Raw genomic sequence first — 16,319 nt, 5'->3', positions numbered from 1 at the left:
GTTTTGCCAGCAAATCCAGACCGTCACCGCTACTTTCTCCGGTAATCTACGGTATAATTTAAGTTAGTATAAGAAAATTTATTAAGGAGTTGGATTTAATGGCAACCATTAATCAAGCAGCAGTGAAACAAGACCTTTACGATGCCGTCAACGGTGAGTGGCTCAAGAGCGCTGAAATTCCCGCTGACCACGCTTCGACGGGTGGTTTCATGGACTTAGTTGATGCGATTGAAAAAACGTTAATGCACGATTTTGATGCCATGGCCGATCGTGACACCGATCCGGACGACCCGCAATTGGCCGAATTTATTAAATTTTACCGGTTAACAAAGGATTTCAAGCAACGGGATGCCGCCGGTGCAAAGCCGATTCTCCCGTGCCTCAATCAGATTGACAGTCTGCGCGACTTTGCCGATTTACAGCACCGGATGCCAGACTGGATTTACGATGGTTTGCCATTGCCATTCAGTTTAGACGTTGACGCGGACATGAAAAACACCAAGGTCAACGCCCTCTTTGCGCAAGCGCCTGGGACAATTTTACCCGATAAAACTTACTACGATGAAGGTAACCAGTCGGGACCAAAACTACTCGCCGTTTACGCCAAAATGATGACCGAACTCCTCCAAAAAATTGGCTACGATGAAGCCGACGCGCAGGCCGTGGTTGACGACGCGCTGAAATTTGACCGTTTGATCGTACCGTGGGTCAAGAGCGCCGAAGAAGCGGCCGATTACAGTAAAATGTATAATCCCCGCAAATTCAAAGCCTTCACCAACACGAGTCGCTACCTCGACCTTGCCGCCATTACTTATTCCGTGATCGATGGCAATCCCGACATGGTCATCTTGCCAGAGCCGGCCTACTTCGACCACTTTAACGAAGTTGTCAATCCAGATAACTTTGGCATTATGAAGAACTGGATGAAAGCCAAGTTAGTCCAACGGTTGAGCGGCTACCTCAGTGATGAACTACGGACCCTTGCAACGACTTACTCACGGACACTTTCCGGTCAAGCCGAACCACGTAGCAAGGAAAAGAGTGCCTACTACTTAGCTGCCGGTACTTTCGACCAAGTTGTTGGTCTGTACTATGGTCATAAATACTTTGGTGAAGCGGCTAAAGCCGACGTGCACCACATGGTTGAAAAAATGATTGACGTTTATAAACGCCGGCTAGAAGCCAACACCTGGTTAAGTGCGGCCACCCGCGCCAAGGCGATTACCAAGCTCAACCACCTCGGTATTCAGGTCGGCTATCCGGATAAACTGGAAGCCGTTTATAAACAGTTTAAGACGCACACCCCGGCTGAAGGGGGCAACGTTTTAAGTAACGTTTTAAACTTTAGTCGAATTGCCCGTAAGACAATGTTTGCCAAGTGGGGGCAACCGACCGATCGCACCCGTTGGGAAATGAGCGCGGACACGGTCAACGCTTACTACCATCCGTTCATGAACATCATCGTCTTCCCAGCCGCCATTTTACAAGCGCCGTTTTATAGTTTGGACCAATCTTCCAGTGCTAACTACGGTGGGATTGGGGCGGTAATTGCCCACGAAATTTCACACGCCTTCGATAATAACGGGGCGCTCTTTGACGAGTTCGGAAATCTGAACAACTGGTGGACTGACGCGGATACCGCGCACTTTAAAGAGCTGGCAAAAGCGATGATCACCGAATTTGACGGACTTGATTTTGCGGGGGCCAAGGTCAACGGGACCCTCACCGTTTCCGAAAACATCGCCGATGCTGGCGGTCTTAGTTGTGCTGAAGAGGCTGCCAAGGGTGAAAGCGACGTCGACCTGACCGCCTTCTTCACCAACTGGGCAATGATTTGGCGGATGAAAGCAACTAAGCAATACATGCAACTACTATTATCCATCGACGTGCACGCTCCCGCGAAACTCCGGGCAAACGTACAGCCGAAAAATCTCGACGACTTTTACAGTACCTTTAAGATTGAACCCGGCGACCCGATGTACTTAGCACCGGCCGATCGCGTTCAAATCTGGTAATTCCAATAATCCACTAAAATGGCCGGGGCTTGCGCCTAGGTCATTTTTACTTCAATTGAAAGAAGGACCTGCATGGCTCAATTTGAAAAATATCACCCCATCTTAACCGCCCACTACACGCTCGACTGGCTGACCAAGGCGCGGGCCATCGACGTCCAGACGCTCGATCAGCAGGCAACCAGTACTACCGTCGCGTTAACGACGACCGCCGCGCAAATCAACCAAACGATGCGGCTCATTTTCCGCGACCAACAATTAATTTGGGGCGTTACCAACCGCACCACCGATCAGTTCGTCGGCCGGGTCGGCTTCGCGCCAATTGATTTGCACAATCACCAAGCGACATTGATTGTTGACCTGCTAGCTGACGCACAAACAACCGCGACGTGGACGGAGCTCTACCAACGGCTAGTCGCCTTTGCGACCGCCGAGCTTCAGCTCAAGGTATTAACGGTCAACCTTACTAGTGCTAACCCTGAACTGGAGGCAATTTTAACGCGCCTCGGCTTTACACCCAGTGATCAGGGCCACTACCAGCTTTTGACATCCTAATATAGAAATAAAGCAAGCGACTTTAGAGGTCATGTTCGTCCCTCTAAAGTCGCTTTTTGGCATTATTTTATAACAACACTACAAGTTTTAAAATTAAACTAGTGGCGGTTTCTTTTCTTTCTTAACTTTGTTCCCCCAAACTAGCTCGTAAACGATGTACAACAATGGCACGTTAAGCAAGAAATGCAACGTACTTAACGGATAGTGAAAAGTCCTATAAATCACATATAAGCTGAGTCCCACCGCACCCAACCATCTCAATTTAGTCAAATATTTAACGACCGGATCTGTCGCTCCTTTATGACTAAGCCAAGGGAGGATTACGACTAACAACAAAAGGATTGAAAAATCCGAATACAACATGCCTAAACACTCCTTAAAAATCATGATCCTTGTGCATCAACACGTTACACGAATAATACTAACAACCGCAGAAAGACACGTCTTCAATTTATTGCAAAGATATTGTAATTTTTGTCAACCACTCCCGACTAAAGTCGGAAGCTTGTGAGAACTGCACCTAACGGAGCACCCACCACAATTTGCTTAGATACAGCGGTTGCCCATATGCGGGTCTTACGTGCTAATTACCAAAGCCTTTTACGTCCGCAGGTTGCCAGACGGACAGTTATCTTATTTTGCTAATCCTTTAGCCAAGGTATTTTGGGCAGCATTCAAATCACGAATATGATGAATACCACAATTTGGACATGTCCATTCTCGGTCAGCTAATGTTAACTTACTAGTATTCCTAGTACCCATTACAAAGCTACAAGCATAACAAGTCTGAGTGGTATTGCGAGGGGAAACCGTCACAAATTGCCGATCATACAAATTTGCTTTGTAACTCAGCATTTCAAGGAAAGTTCGCCAGCCTACGTCGGCAATGCTCATTGCAAGCGCATGGTTGCGTAACAAGTTTTTGCTCCGTAATTCCTCGGCAACAACCAAATCGTGGTTCTTGATAAGTGTTGTTGAGATAAGGTGTAGGAAATTGTTACGTCGATTTGCCACTTTTCGCTGAATGTTTGCCACAACCAGCCGTTGTTTTTGATAGTTTTTAGCATCACGAAGAGACCGGTGTTCTTTCTTTGCTCGTAAGGCACGCCGAGATAGTTTACGTTGAGCTTTTGCTAATTTTCCCCGGATAGAACGGTAATAGCGGGGATTGGCAACGATGTTGCCAGTAGAATCGGTCAGGAAATTATCGGTATTCAAATCAATCCCAATGCTGGATTGTATGGCCGCGTTTAATTTTTTTACAAATGGCTGTTCTGAGCCTAATTGCAACGACAAGTAATAGCGGCCAGTGGCGTCCATCGAAATTGTAGCAGTACCAATTCGGATATTGTCCCTGCGTGCATATAGATTTTGCGGCATTCCCTTAAATCTTACCCGCCCTAATTTCGCAATTCGCACATGCTTACAATCAAGCAGTCGCAAACTACCATTCATCATGTTGGGCTCCCCACGCTTAGCCGTATAATGATTCGAAGTCTGGTATCTTTGTTCAGTTCTGCGTTTATGGAATACTGGTGTTCCTGACCGATGAACTTTACGGAAAAGATTCCAAGCCGAGCGATAATTTTTAATTGTATTGGCTTTCATATCGCTATCATAGTCCGGATTATTAAGCCAACCATGAATGTTGGATATGCCAGTGGCCGGAGACTTTATACGGTTTTCTAATGTCTGAATACGTTGCTGAACAAGTTTGATTGGCAATTTCACCTGCCGGAGCAGATAGAGTTCGCGATTGATTCCATTCATTTCGTTGTAAATAAAGCGACTAGCGTCACTATTACGCTTGATTAACCGTTTCTGTTCTGTTGATGGAAAAATACGAATCTTGACACCATAATGATAAGGCAACTGGGCCATCGTTTTACTCATACTAATTCACCTCTTTTATGCTATAATCAGCATATCACATGAGTGTAATAAATGTAGCTATTAACACTTTAAAATATTAGCGGAGGAACTACCACATGAGCGAAAAACATGGGCTAGACGATGCTATTTATGAACGGAATTATGTTTATAATTTTCATTATCACTTGATCTGGGTGACGAAATACCGCAACCCAGTTTTTTCAACAGTAAAATTAGAAAGCGATATGAAGCGGATTCTAGTACGGATTGCAAAACTGAATGAAGTTACTATCGAAAAAATGGAAGTTATGCCAGACCACGTACACTTACTTATCAGCTTTAAGCCCAAATATGCCCCGACTAATATCGTCAAAGCATTCAAAGGTGGGTCAGCGCGCATGTTTTTCGAACAACACCCTGAAATAAAATCCCAGAAATTTTGGGGTGGCCATTTGTGGTCGCACAGCTACTACATGAGTACGCTTGGTAATATGAGTAAACAGGTTGCCGAAAACTATATTAATAATCAAAAGCACGGCGCCGCTCGACACTAATTGTTGGCAGGAATCTCCTGATTGAAATCAGAAGATTCCTGCCATCTTTTAATTGAAAACTAGCCATCCCCTTTATTTCACTATTTTGCTAAGCCTTATTTTTTGAAACAGCACCGGATTATCAATCACTCTAGCAACCTATATCACAATCTATTTAAGCCCCTGTTTTAACTTGCAAACTAGTCTTACTTAGGCAAGGATATAAATAATTTAGTACTAACGTCATCAACTCGCTTAACTCCCGTTATCACTTGTTTTATAGGCATTTGTTATCAGTTGATAGCTGAGAAAGTTAAGCTTTTTTACCGTTTTTGGTTGCGTTTTCTTTTTAATCTAGTACAATGTAATTGTTACCAAATGGATGATACACAACTATATTTGTGAAAAAACAAACACCTAAAGGAGCTGTTTTCAATGAAAGTTATCGTTATTGGTTGTACCCACGCCGGCACCGCTGCCGTTAAACAAATCTTGGCCACTAATCCGGAGACGGAGATCACCGTTTATGAACGCAACGACAACGTGTCGTTCCTATCCTGCGGAATTGCCCTCTACCTCGGCGGGCAGGTCGCTGATCCCCAAGGACTGTTCTACTCCAGCCCAGCCGACTTAGCTAAGCTCGGTGCAACGGTTAAAATGCAACACGACGTTACCGATATTGATACGACCGGTCACCTCGTCACCGTCACCGATTTAAAGACCGGCGAAGCAACGACTGACCACTACGATAAATTAGTCATGACAACCGGCTCCTGGCCCGTGATTCCACCAATTGACGGCATTGATAACCCAAACGTCTATCTCTGCAAGAACTGGGGCCACGCACAAAAACTTTGGACCGATGCTAAGGATGCTAAGCGAATCATTGTCATCGGCGGTGGCTACATTGGGACCGAATTAGTCGAAGCTTACCAACAACAAGGTAAGGAAGTAACGTTAATCGACGGCCTGCCACGTATCTTAAACAAGTACCTCGACGCGGACTTCACCGACCGAATCGAAGCCGACTTCGAAGCGCACGGCATTAAGCTAGCCCTTAACCAAATGGTTCAAGGCTTTGGTGGCGATGGCGACGAAGTAACGGTCACGACCGATAAGGGAAGTTACACCGCAGACATGGCCATCCTGTGCGTTGGTTTCCGGCCAAACACTGGTCTGCTGAAGGGCAAGGTTGATATGAACAAGAACGGTTCTATCAAGACCAACGATTACATGCAAACCTCTGATCCTGACATTTACGGTGCCGGTGATTCCGTAGCCGTTCACTACAACCCAACCCACAGCGACGCTTACATTCCGTTGGCGACCAACGCGGTTCGGCAAGGGACGTTGGTTGGCTTGAACATCTTTAAGCCAACTCGCAAGTATATGGGTACTCAGGCAACCTCCGGCCTAATGTTATTCGGCAACACCATCGTCTCCTCCGGGATGACCGTGGAACACGCTAAAGCCGAAAACGTGCCCGCTGAAGCCGTGCTCTTTGAAGATAACTACCGGCCAGAATTCATGCCAACGACGGAACCAGTTCTCATGAAACTCGTTTACAACCCTGAAAACCGGCAAATTTTAGGGGCGCAATTTATGAGTAAGCACGACGTTTCGCAATCGGCGAACGCCATCTCGATCATGATTCAAAATCAAAATACGATCGACGACCTTGGCTTTGTTGACATGTTCTTCCAGCCAACTTATGACCGGCCATTTAACTACTTGAACTTACTTGGTCAAGCAGCCATTGCCCACGCGGATAAAGCAAAATAAGTATTAGCGTGCGCAAAGCGATGCGCTAACCCTGAGCATCACTCCAAAAGATGGGCGTTTCAATGTCATTTTGATGATTAGTATTTAAAAGCGAAAAGAGACAGCCGGTGATAAAAGTCACCGGCTGTCTCTTTTCATTTTTGTAAAATTAACTTGGCGCATTATTCAACGTCCACGTAATCGTGCCCGAATAATCGCCCGGCGTCGCCCCCGCGTTACTGCGGTACAATAAGCCGTCATCCGCCCGCCACTGACCGGCAACGTCGACTTCGTCGGTGTCACTCGTCGTTTGGCGTTCCGCGATTACGGCACCGATTGCTGACAGAACGGTCGTCTGACCATCCTGCTTAAATAGTACGTCGCCCGGCAACTTCTGACCCGCCGCGTTCTTAAAATCACTTACGCTGGCCTGTAATTGCCACGCGCCGCCCTTGCCACGTTCATCACTGACCACGAGCTCCCAGTCATCGTGCCGGTCGGTCAGTTGCGCGTTACCGTCAAGCGTAATCGGTTTAAAGCTACTGTTCGTTGCGACCGCTTTAAAGCCGAGCTCGCCGCTCTTAACCGTAATTTTGGTCCGGGCCTCTGGTGATTCATTGTCGTCAACGTCCACCGCCCATAGCCGCAGGTCGTTAGCTCCAACGTTGAGCTGATCACCCTTAATTGTCAGGCTGAAAAAGCCGGATTCGTCCGCATCACTCATTTGAAAAGCCGTTAATTTTTCGCCGTTCAGGGTTGGGTGAATCGTAATATCACTGTTCTTCAACTGCACCGAGTCTTCGGCAATGACCAGGCCAGTCACCCGGACATCGTCACCTTTGGACGCCGTGTATTCGGATTTAAGAATGAAAAGTTCAATTGCCTGGTCAACCGTAATGGTAAAATCGGGTGCGCTCGCTGTCGTCTCGAAGCTCTTATTTTTAAAGGTGCTCGTCGGGGCAGTCGTCGGGCTATTGACGCTGACGTCATCCGCTTTCCCGGTCAGCGTAATCGTAGCGCTTTCATTATCGGCCGCCAGCGCGTGGTCCAGCGTATAAGTCACGCTGGTCGCGTCCGCTGCCGGCGCCGTTAGCGCCTGTTCTTGTCCGTTAGCGTACTTGATCACCGCCTGATCGAACGTTACGTTTGCGGGTAGGTTTAGGTCGGCAACCACGTTATCCCACGCCTGCTGGCCACCTAAATAGTTCAACTGATAATCATAACGTAAACCGTGCTTAGCCTTGACCTTAGCGCCGTCCTTCACGACCGTCTGCTTCGTTGTGTCGGTAACCGTAACGTCGGCTTCCGCCTGCACTAGGTTCGGCACGCTTTCAATCACGACCATGTTCGCGCTAGTATTGCTGCCGGTAGCCCCCATGAAGCCCCACCGAACCAAGCCATCGCTCGTCTTGAAAACACTCGGATCGATGGGCGTCGTTTTCGTGATTGCGGCGGGATTATTGGAGCCGTCCGGATGCACGTCGTCAAACGTGTAGGTCATCGTCTGGTTAGCCGCCGACCACTGCAAGACGAGGTGGTGCCAACCACCCGTTCCTAAGTTCAAGTTGGTCACTAAGTTATCGTGATTTTGTGAGAAATAGTACCGGGTCGACCAAATTAGTCCGGTTAAGTCCCAACTTTTTTGCACCTCACTGTTATAGGTGCTCGCTTCGCCGGGATAGCCGGTCGCGATGTGTTGCGTCTTAACGCCCTTATCAAACGACGTCCCGTTTCCTGCATCCCCATAGGACGTCGAATTATTAGCGTAGGTATCAAACTCTAAGGCCCAACTATTTTGGATCGCCGTAGCCGCAATGGCTTGCGGGTCCTTGCGCTTATTATCCGTATCAACGCCCCAAGTCCCTAGCGTTTCCCCAATAATACTGCCGGGTTTCAGCTGAGCGGCCGCGGTCGTTGCGTTAGAATCATTCTGCATCACGAAGGCCATCCCATCACCAGCACTCTTCGTCGCACTCAGGGAACTCCCTAAAAATAGCCACGCCTTTAAAGTCGTATCCTGATTCAAGTTAATGCGGTTAGCGTCGTTTGACCAAAAACCTCCGAGTTGCTTTTTACTGCCAACCACTTGGACCACCTGCGTATTGGGGGCATCCGGGTTAGTCGCATCCGCAATTTTGGCACTATTAGCAATGCCGTTACTGAAGGTTCCCGGCACCGTAAAGAGTTGTTCCAATTGATTTAGGCCGGACGGAGCCGTTGCTAAAGACGTACTCACGGCACTATCCTCCGCGAATGCGTGCGGGAGGCCCAGTCCCAGCCCCACTAATAGCGTAATCATCGTTAAAATTCGTTTAGGCACTTGCCGCATGGTCATCTCCTCCTTAAGGGGGTTACTGATCGCGCCGCCGGTTCCGTAAAATCAACCAAATGACGAGCGCTAATAATAGGACAATCACCGCGCCGAGACCCACAAACCACCATAGATAGTTTGGTGACTGCTGGGTTGCGACCGACGTATCGTTTAATTTCTTCGCCTGCCGGTTACTAATCGTAAAGTTCTTGGTGAATTTCCACTGACCTTCGTCCGCCTTAGCAGTTAGGTGTAACGTATACTTCCCGGGTTGGAGCGCCTGCTGGCCATCCCCAATCGCAAAGTTAAAATTACTATTAGGCGCCATCGACAAATTCTCCTTCGTCGTGGTCAGCACCGGCTTCGTCTTGCCCGCCTTAGTGACGGTACTCTTGATCTTTAAATGCCGCATAATGACTGGCTGGTCGTTTTGCAGGTTCGCGGTCACGTAGTTGCGATAATTGAGCTGGCGCGCTTTAACCGCGTGCAGGCGCATATTAGGTTTGCGGTTGGTCGTCGTTTTTTCCCGTAACTGTAACCCAATCACGTACGCGTACTGATTTTGTAGCGCTACGCCACCCGACTGCTGGTTCTGATCCGCTAGTTCTTGAACCACGTTAATGCCGCCCAGCGCAATCCCATCAAACGCTTTGGTCGGCAACGCCAATTTAATGGTGACCGTTTTAGCACTCTTAGCGGGGACGGTCACCGTCTGCTTCGCCGACAACGCCGTCTTGAGGTTAAACTTCAACGACTGATCAGCCTTCGCCTTCGCCTGACTGTAATCAATCACCCCGTTGTCATTGGTCACCGCTAAGTTGGGTGACACTTGGTAACGGTGCGCCTGTTCATCATTATTTTTAATTTGAATGGTTAGGTCCTGCTTTTGTCCCGGTTTAACCTTCAAGTCAAAATAGGAGACCTGATCATTAATTTGATTTTCTGGTAAATTAGCCGTTACGGCGTAGTTTAAATTGTCCGCCTGCGCCGTAAGCGCGGTGCCAACCGCAACCATTCCAAGTAACACTAATAACCATTGCAACGTCTTTTTCATTTCAAAACCCCTCCCTTTGTTCTTGGGTCAAACGCTATGTAGCGAAAAGCTGCGTTTCGACAATCGTCAACGCAGCTTCCAACCGTTTAAGCGGGCGCGTTTGTCAGTGACCAAGCTAAGTTACCCGTATACCGACCCGCTTCTAACTCGTGTTCGTAAAGATGGAGCTGAACTGGCGTCGGTCCGCGGTTAAGGCTCACTAGCCAGGTCCCTAAACCGCTTCCACTTGGCGCCGTAACAACGTTAGCCGTCACCCCCGGCCGAATTTCACCGGTCGTTAAAAGCTGGGGTGCGGCACTAACGTTATTTTTGCCGGGCGTTAGTTGGACACTCCCCAGCGTTAGTGTACTCGCTAACGTCCGTTGCTGACTACGCAAAGGACTCGCCGTAACTTGCAGCGTCCACCCGTCAGGCCGTGTACGCCGATCACTCACTTGAATCATAGCCCGCTGGTTCGCGGCCGTTAGCGTTTGCGGGCCCGTTTTCGCAGTCGTTGTTTGGAAATGAACGTTACTAACAAAATCAATCGTCAACTGACCGTAAGCTCCGGTCCCAGTCTCATTATCAGGATCAGCCGGATCCCCCGGATAAGGCCGATCGGGCTGTTCGGGATCGACTGGCGGCACCGGCCGCTCATCGGTACTCGGTGTTAACTCAACTTGGGCTGTCGTTTGCGTCGCGGCATGTGCGGGCTGTCCGTAACCAATTAGGACGCACAGTCCGAAGACCGCTCCCCAACCGGACCATGCTTGGCGCTTCATCAGCCCGGACCATTAAGCTTCGGGCGTATTTGCAAGCGTCCATGTCAAGGTTGACTTGTAGGCGCCGGCAACGTTCCCTGCCGGTACGACCAGCGTAATTTGGTCGTTCGCGTGGGTCGCCGTAAACTTCCCGATCCCCTCTTTCGCGTTGGCCGTTAAAATGGCCTGGGGCGCGTTATTAATGGTAATTTCATGCGCCGTTGGTCGGGTAGAGGCATTTTGATCATCATCCGGCGTAACTGCCGCCGTTCCAAATTTTAATAACTCGCCCTTTAAGGCTTGTGCATCAGTTGTTGTAAACCCAGTCCGTGAAACGGAAACTTGCCAGCCATCGGTATTCCCCGGGTTCGTAACCTTAATGGCGTCCGTAATGCTTTTGGCGCTATAAGTCACCGTCCCGTTATCGCGCACGTTGCTACCAAAGTCGACGCTTGGCGCTTGATCCAACGTGACATCCTTATTTAATTCATCCTGCGTTAAACTAACGTCCGCGGTCGTCTTTTGATCCGCCGCGTGTCCCACCACGGGAAACCCAGCCATCAGCGTTACACCTGCGATTAACGTTCCAATATATTTTTTCATTGCGGTTGCTCCTTTATTCTTTGACGGTTACGCCACCAGATTGTGATTAGTCCCAACGTTAACGTTAGCCCGATTAACCCCACAAGCACCAAGCCCCACTGTTGAACCGCATTCATTTGTGGCAACCAGTTCGCCAGTGGACCGGTCGGTGCGTTTGCGGGAGCCGGTTGAATCAATAGCTGGTACGTCCCCGACTGAACATCCCCACTAACGAGGTGTAGCGAGTGACTACCAGTTAAATTGACGAGTAGGTTCGATAGTATCATCCAATCCCCACCTTTCCGGTTATCGACTAATATAATAATTGTTCCTAATTTTGAATACTAATAGTGAATCGTTATTGAGTAACCCTATCAGCAACGAGAATATAGCACGGGATTCTAGCAATTGTCAATTAATGTTGGGGCTTAACTATTAACAAAAAACTGCTTTTTAACGAAGCTCTTGTATGTTTCTAATTTTATCCAAAAATAAAACTTTTTATATAAACTGTTTCAATCAGTTTAAAGTCAAGGGTTTCACTTCGATTGTTGGCTACCCCCGCCACTAACTTTTAGTTGGTCATCCAATTAAAATGAGTTAAGATTATATTTCAATTAAATTTTTATGAGACTCAAAATTAGCTAATCTTTTTAGGAATTATAATCAATTATTCATACTAAAACGCATTCATAAATACGCCATAATTACCGTCATGATAGTCAAAGAACCCCAAAACCAATTGCTCATCATTAGGCAAACCAGCACTAAAGAATTCCGTTAATCCATTCTGACGCGTCAATTTAGATTAGAAGACACTGTTAAGTAATTAAGGGATCGCCGAATCCAACCTAGTGGTCACCGCGAACCGGGATCCCCCGTAAGGTATGGTATACTTAACAGCAGTAATGTTGACCGTGAAAGAAGGAATCCATTTGCCAGCTAAAAAAACGTTCCAAGATGATCAAGTGCTCGAACAGATCATGCGCCTCTTTTGGCAACAAGGCTATTACCACACGTCGATGGACGACATCGTCACTGCCAGCGGCGTTAAAAAACAAAGCCTCTACAACGCGTTAGGGGATAAACACACCCTGTATTTAAAAGCCCTCCAACGCTACCACCAGCAAACGCTCACCGCTTGTGCGCGGGAAATGCAGGCCCTTGAACAAGCCGGCAAAACGGCACTCGAAGTGCTAGCGATGTTGTTCTCCCGGGGCCTCGAACCCACTAAAAACGCCCCCATCGGTGACCTGATGGCTAACGCCAGCGCCGAATTTGGGACGAGCGACGCCGCCGTTCAGCAGGCCGTAAACTGGTTTTACGAAGACTACCTAACCTTGATTGCCGCCGCCATTTTGAAGGGACAAGCAAGTCAGCAGCTAACCAGCCAACAGCCCAGTACCGAACTGGCTCAGGCCCTGTTAGAAGCCCGAATTGGTCTACAAATTCGGCTACGACAAGGTGCCCACCCCAACTTGGCCCAACGTCAGCGGACTTGGCGTCAGTTTTTAGCGGTGGCCCAAGTAGCTGAATAGCACCTGCAATCAAACATTAACGTGAAATGAAAGCTCGGCACGTGACCGCCCAATTTGGGTGACGTGCCGAGCTTTCATTTTTTTGAATTGGCTGAATGAGTTGCTGGAGATGGTGGTTGGAGGCGGCGTTCCTGCCTTGGGGCCGAAACGTGTTCAGGTCAAACTGGTCCTGCGGTTAGCTACACAAGTCACTATATGCACAACCCGCACACAGTGACTTGTTAGGCTAATCCTCTGACCAACCCGTTTGAACCTCACACTCTGCCGAAACGTGTTCGGACCAGCTGGTACCTGCGCCTGCTACGCTAATCAGCCATCGCAAAGACCGCGATAACTGCTTAGCTAGGCAATGCTCAAGGTCAACCCGCTTGGTTTCACACTCTACCCAGCATCCACCCCCGTGCCTCCGTCGACAGCAAACTCCCCCACCGCCTTATTAAGTGCTGGACCCCCGCATAACTGTCAAAATCACACGTGCTCTTGACCGCACCACTCCTCATCAACGCCACCGCAAAGCGAACGTCATCAATTAAAATCTGCTGGCGATACCGCTGCGGCTCCTCCGCCAGCACCGCCTGCCATGTTCCGTTCAACAGTGCTAGCGCCCGCCGGTAACGCCGGTCGTGCGTCAATAACGACTGCATATCAGTCGGTTTCAAGGCTTCCACCATGCTGCTCCCCTCCTAAATGAACAACGCGCCCAACCACCGGCCGCACGGAAAGCTGGTCCGTCGGCCGGGCTAGCAGCCACAACACGTTTGTGAAGTGGTGGGCGGCCACTTCACGCTCACCCCGCCCATCCGTCAAGATGATGGCAAGCGCGTTTTGGTTCGTCAAATGCCGGGCGGCTAAGTCGTCAAATACACTTTGAAAAACGGTCCCACCGCCCCCGTGCCGGCTGAATTGAATTTGCTGCGGCAAACTAGCTTGATAGGTGGCCCCGGGTTGAACGACCGCGTCAAACGCCTGCACCGTGATTTGTGCCTGAACCAACTGCGTCAGCGCCGCCACTTCACTTAGAAAGCGCGCCAACTGAGCGTCGCTAATTGACCCCGAATGGTCCACGTAAACGACAATGTTTAACCGGCGATCTGTCACTTGACCGGGAAGTTCCATCCGGGCCGGCTGCCGGCGGTTGAACCGCGCCCGCGAAGGCCGCCGTCCCGCTGGAATACGCCCGAGTCCCCGCATCAAAAGTCGCCGCCAGTCCACACTAGCCGGGCGGCGTTCACGCGTTAACGCGGCCACGGCGCGCCCCGCAACGAGTCCCCGCCCCGCTTCCGGGGTTGCGGTCCAAGCATCTTTTGCCAGCTGTTGGAGTCGACTCTCCGCCAAGTTGGGGTTCGTCAGTTGTCCCGTCGTTGCGGACCAACTGTTTGAATCGTCAATCGAGACCGGTTTCGGGCCGGACGATGGTGCGGGCTGGCGTCCCTTAGACTCGCTTGGTTGACCACCTTGTGGCCGTGACACTGGCTGCGGTGCCGCTTGTAGTAGCCGCAAATACGTTCCCGAGTCGGCCTTGCGTGGCAAGCGCGTGGCGACCTGCGCCTGGACCGTAGCGAGCGTAACGGTGGGCTGGGGCAACCCGCTGACGTACTGGTTAACGGCCACGTCGGTCGCCAGGTGGACAAGTTCAGGCTGGCGTTGGACCGTTGTGCGGTAGCGGAGCGGATGTTGCCACAGCACGTGAAGCGCCACGTGTTTGAGGCCCGCCTGTAATTGGTCAAACCGAGCGAAGGTGGTCGCTAGCACGTCCGCATCGACTTGTAACACTAATTGATTTTCACGCCACGCGAGTGCAAATGGCGCCGTTAAGCCCGTCACTACCGTCCGCGGTAACCGGGTTAACAACTCGCCGTAAAACTGGTCGGTAGCCAGCAGTTCGATGATGGCGCGACTGACCATCACCGTGGCGGCCGTTTTGGCCTGGGTCCGTTCGGTCGTCAACATGCGCTGGCGCCACTGCTGATATTCCGCCGCATTATTAAGCATGCCCGTCCCCTCCTACTGATTCGACCAACTCGCGACCGTCTGCAAATATTGATAGAGCGCGTTCACGTATGGCTGCGTACCAGTCACCGTCACGGTGTACAGCTGTTTAAGCAACTCGCAGCGTTGCCCCACGGCTTGAACCAGGGCAAACTGACCGTCCGCGCTGACCGTTTGTAACAATTGTAAGAAGCGGCCCGCGTTGGCGTCCGTCGTTAGCGGGTAGTCCGCTTGCAAAGCGAGGCAACTACGGAGCACCGTGCTCTTTTGAGCCTCGCTCATTGCTTTAAATTCGGTGAGGGTGGCACGCGGAACCCGGGCCCCCGCTGGCGTGGCCGTGTAGAGCATCGCTGGGGTTAGCCGAATCGTTTGTTGTTCAAAAAATTGCTCGAACCGCAGGCCCAAAGTTTGACCAACGTCACCCTGAAAAATGTCGAGCGCCACGGCCATTTGTTGGTCGCGCGGCAGTCGTTCCAAGGCGTAAAGGTTCGCTGAAACGCGTTCCCAAGCCCGGGGCGTAGCCGTTAAGTCGTCGTGTTCGTCGGGTAAATTTAAGCGCGTAACGTCCTCGCTAATGAATTGTTGGACGAGTGGATGGACGTGGGGGCGGTGCTGATCTGGATCCTGCGTTTTCGCCCAATGAAGCCAGTCACTGGCATCGCTGATCATCACTAGCCGGACGGTCCGGTCTTTAATGGCCGCGTCGCCAGCAACGACGCCGTAACGGCTATCTTCAAAGCCCGCCATGCTAGCATCCGGGTTTTCTGCCAAAATTAATTGAACCTGGGCGGGCAGTTTCAACGTATTGATCGTGCGTTGTAAAACAAGGTTCATCAACTCACTCTGAACGGCCTGCGTACCGCGATTGAATTCGTCTAAGAACCACAAAATTGGTTGGTTCGGGTGGTTCTGCGCGTACTGAATAATTTCAATCAAAGTATGGGCGTAACCGTACTGAACGTCCGCTAAGCGACCATAGGCCTCGGTTTGAATAAAGGATGCGTCGGTCAGGGGCGGAACTGGAATGGCAAGGTCCCCCTTTTCAGATAAACTTACAACCGTCGTGAATAATTTAGCGTGCAACCGCCGGGCAACGTCGGCGACTAGTGCCGACTTACCAATTCCCGCTTCACCAACGATGTTCGGAACGTTGCCGGCCTTTAAAACAACCGGAATCGCCGTTAACATTGCTTGGTAGGTTAATGCCATCGTTTAAAAACTCCTCTCCGTTAATTTGCCCCGTTGTTTCACGTGAAACAATGTCCCTAAGTTTTCACGGGGCTTAAATACTTATATTATAGGCCAGATTCTGGGACAGACCCCAGTGAAATTATTGGGGTCACCGTTGCTTAGCAACATCTTCGTAATCCAG

Annotated in this window: 14 protein-coding genes; 5 read left to right on the top strand and 9 right to left on the bottom strand. The window is 49.9% G+C overall.

Going from position 1 to position 16,319, the window contains the following annotated elements; all coding sequences use genetic code 11:
- Nucleotides 1–98 precede the first annotated feature (98 nt).
- Together FFM79_RS08570 and FFM79_RS08565 are read left to right on the top strand one after the other, a co-directional pair.
- Complete coding sequence (locus FFM79_RS08570; RefSeq protein ID WP_137643062.1) at nucleotides 99–2,015, top strand: M13 family metallopeptidase; 1,917 nt, start codon at nucleotides 99–101, stop codon at nucleotides 2,013–2,015.
- A gap of 72 nt (nucleotides 2,016–2,087) precedes the next feature.
- Nucleotides 2,088–2,567: a GNAT family N-acetyltransferase gene (locus FFM79_RS08565; protein WP_137643061.1), complete on the top strand. Its 480-nt coding sequence runs from the start codon at nucleotides 2,088–2,090 to the stop codon at nucleotides 2,565–2,567.
- Nucleotides 2,568–3,200: 633 nt separating this feature from the next.
- Here the strand turns inward: FFM79_RS08565 and FFM79_RS08560 are convergent.
- Nucleotides 3,201–4,460 (bottom strand): RNA-guided endonuclease InsQ/TnpB family protein, encoded by a 1,260-nt coding sequence (locus FFM79_RS08560; protein ID WP_137643060.1) that lies wholly within the window; start codon nucleotides 4,458–4,460, stop codon nucleotides 3,201–3,203.
- A 95-nt stretch (nucleotides 4,461–4,555) separates the two neighbouring features.
- On the opposite strand from FFM79_RS08560, the gene tnpA reads away from it, so the two are divergent.
- Nucleotides 4,556–4,993, top strand: coding sequence for an IS200/IS605 family transposase (gene tnpA, locus FFM79_RS08555; protein ID WP_137643059.1), 438 nt, complete (start codon nucleotides 4,556–4,558; stop codon nucleotides 4,991–4,993).
- Between the two features lie 414 nt (nucleotides 4,994–5,407).
- Nucleotides 5,408–6,754, top strand: a complete 1,347-nt coding sequence (locus tag FFM79_RS08550; RefSeq protein WP_137643058.1) for an FAD-dependent oxidoreductase — start codon at nucleotides 5,408–5,410, stop codon at nucleotides 6,752–6,754.
- Nucleotides 6,755–6,902: 148 nt separating this feature from the next.
- Here the strand turns inward: FFM79_RS08550 and FFM79_RS08545 are convergent, their stop codons facing one another.
- The 5 genes from FFM79_RS08545 to FFM79_RS08525 form a co-directional block, all read right to left on the bottom strand.
- The gene (locus FFM79_RS08545) at nucleotides 6,903–9,062 is read right to left on the bottom strand and encodes a lectin-like domain-containing protein (RefSeq protein ID WP_137643057.1); all 2,160 of its coding nucleotides are present in this window, start codon (nucleotides 9,060–9,062) and stop codon (nucleotides 6,903–6,905) included.
- A gap of 22 nt (nucleotides 9,063–9,084) precedes the next feature.
- Nucleotides 9,085–10,098, bottom strand: a complete 1,014-nt coding sequence (locus FFM79_RS08540) for a WxLIP family cell surface protein (protein ID WP_137643056.1) — start codon at nucleotides 10,096–10,098, stop codon at nucleotides 9,085–9,087.
- 86 nt (nucleotides 10,099–10,184) lie between these two features.
- Nucleotides 10,185–10,859 carry a WxL domain-containing protein gene (locus FFM79_RS08535; RefSeq protein ID WP_137643055.1) on the bottom strand — a complete coding sequence of 225 codons (675 nt, stop codon included), beginning with the start codon at nucleotides 10,857–10,859 and terminating at the stop codon, nucleotides 10,185–10,187.
- A 12-nt stretch (nucleotides 10,860–10,871) separates the two neighbouring features.
- On the bottom strand, nucleotides 10,872–11,441 hold the full coding sequence (locus FFM79_RS08530) for a WxL domain-containing protein (protein ID WP_137643054.1): 570 nt from the start codon (nucleotides 11,439–11,441) through the stop codon (nucleotides 10,872–10,874).
- A complete protein-coding gene (locus tag FFM79_RS08525; protein ID WP_137643053.1) occupies nucleotides 11,438–11,707 on the bottom strand; it encodes a cell surface protein in 270 nt (89 codons plus the stop codon). The genes FFM79_RS08530 and FFM79_RS08525 overlap by 4 nt, the downstream gene beginning before the upstream one ends.
- Nucleotides 11,708–12,355: 648 nt before the next feature.
- Between FFM79_RS08525 and FFM79_RS08520 the strand changes: the two genes are divergently transcribed.
- On the top strand, nucleotides 12,356–12,958 hold the full coding sequence (locus tag FFM79_RS08520) for a TetR/AcrR family transcriptional regulator (RefSeq protein WP_137643052.1): 603 nt from the start codon (nucleotides 12,356–12,358) through the stop codon (nucleotides 12,956–12,958).
- Between the two features lie 374 nt (nucleotides 12,959–13,332).
- Here FFM79_RS08520 and FFM79_RS08515 read toward each other — a convergent pair whose 3' ends face one another.
- The 3 genes from FFM79_RS08515 to FFM79_RS08505 are packed head-to-tail and all read right to left on the bottom strand — an operon-like array spanning nucleotide 13,333 to nucleotide 16,156.
- Nucleotides 13,333–13,629 (bottom strand): hypothetical protein, encoded by a 297-nt coding sequence (locus tag FFM79_RS08515; protein ID WP_137643051.1) that lies wholly within the window; start codon nucleotides 13,627–13,629, stop codon nucleotides 13,333–13,335.
- Nucleotides 13,604–14,950, bottom strand: a complete 1,347-nt coding sequence (locus tag FFM79_RS08510; RefSeq protein ID WP_137643050.1) for a vWA domain-containing protein — start codon at nucleotides 14,948–14,950, stop codon at nucleotides 13,604–13,606. Before FFM79_RS08510 ends, FFM79_RS08515 begins: the two co-directional genes overlap by 26 nt.
- Before the next feature lie 12 nt (nucleotides 14,951–14,962).
- Complete coding sequence (locus FFM79_RS08505) at nucleotides 14,963–16,156, bottom strand: P-loop NTPase family protein (RefSeq protein WP_137643049.1); 1,194 nt, start codon at nucleotides 16,154–16,156, stop codon at nucleotides 14,963–14,965.
- Nucleotides 16,157–16,319 lie beyond the last annotated feature (163 nt).

The organism is Lactiplantibacillus modestisalitolerans, from assembly GCF_005405425.1.
Classification (GTDB): Bacteria; Bacillota; Bacilli; order Lactobacillales; family Lactobacillaceae; genus Lactiplantibacillus; species Lactiplantibacillus modestisalitolerans.
This window is presented reverse-complemented; position numbering and strand designations above follow the sequence as displayed.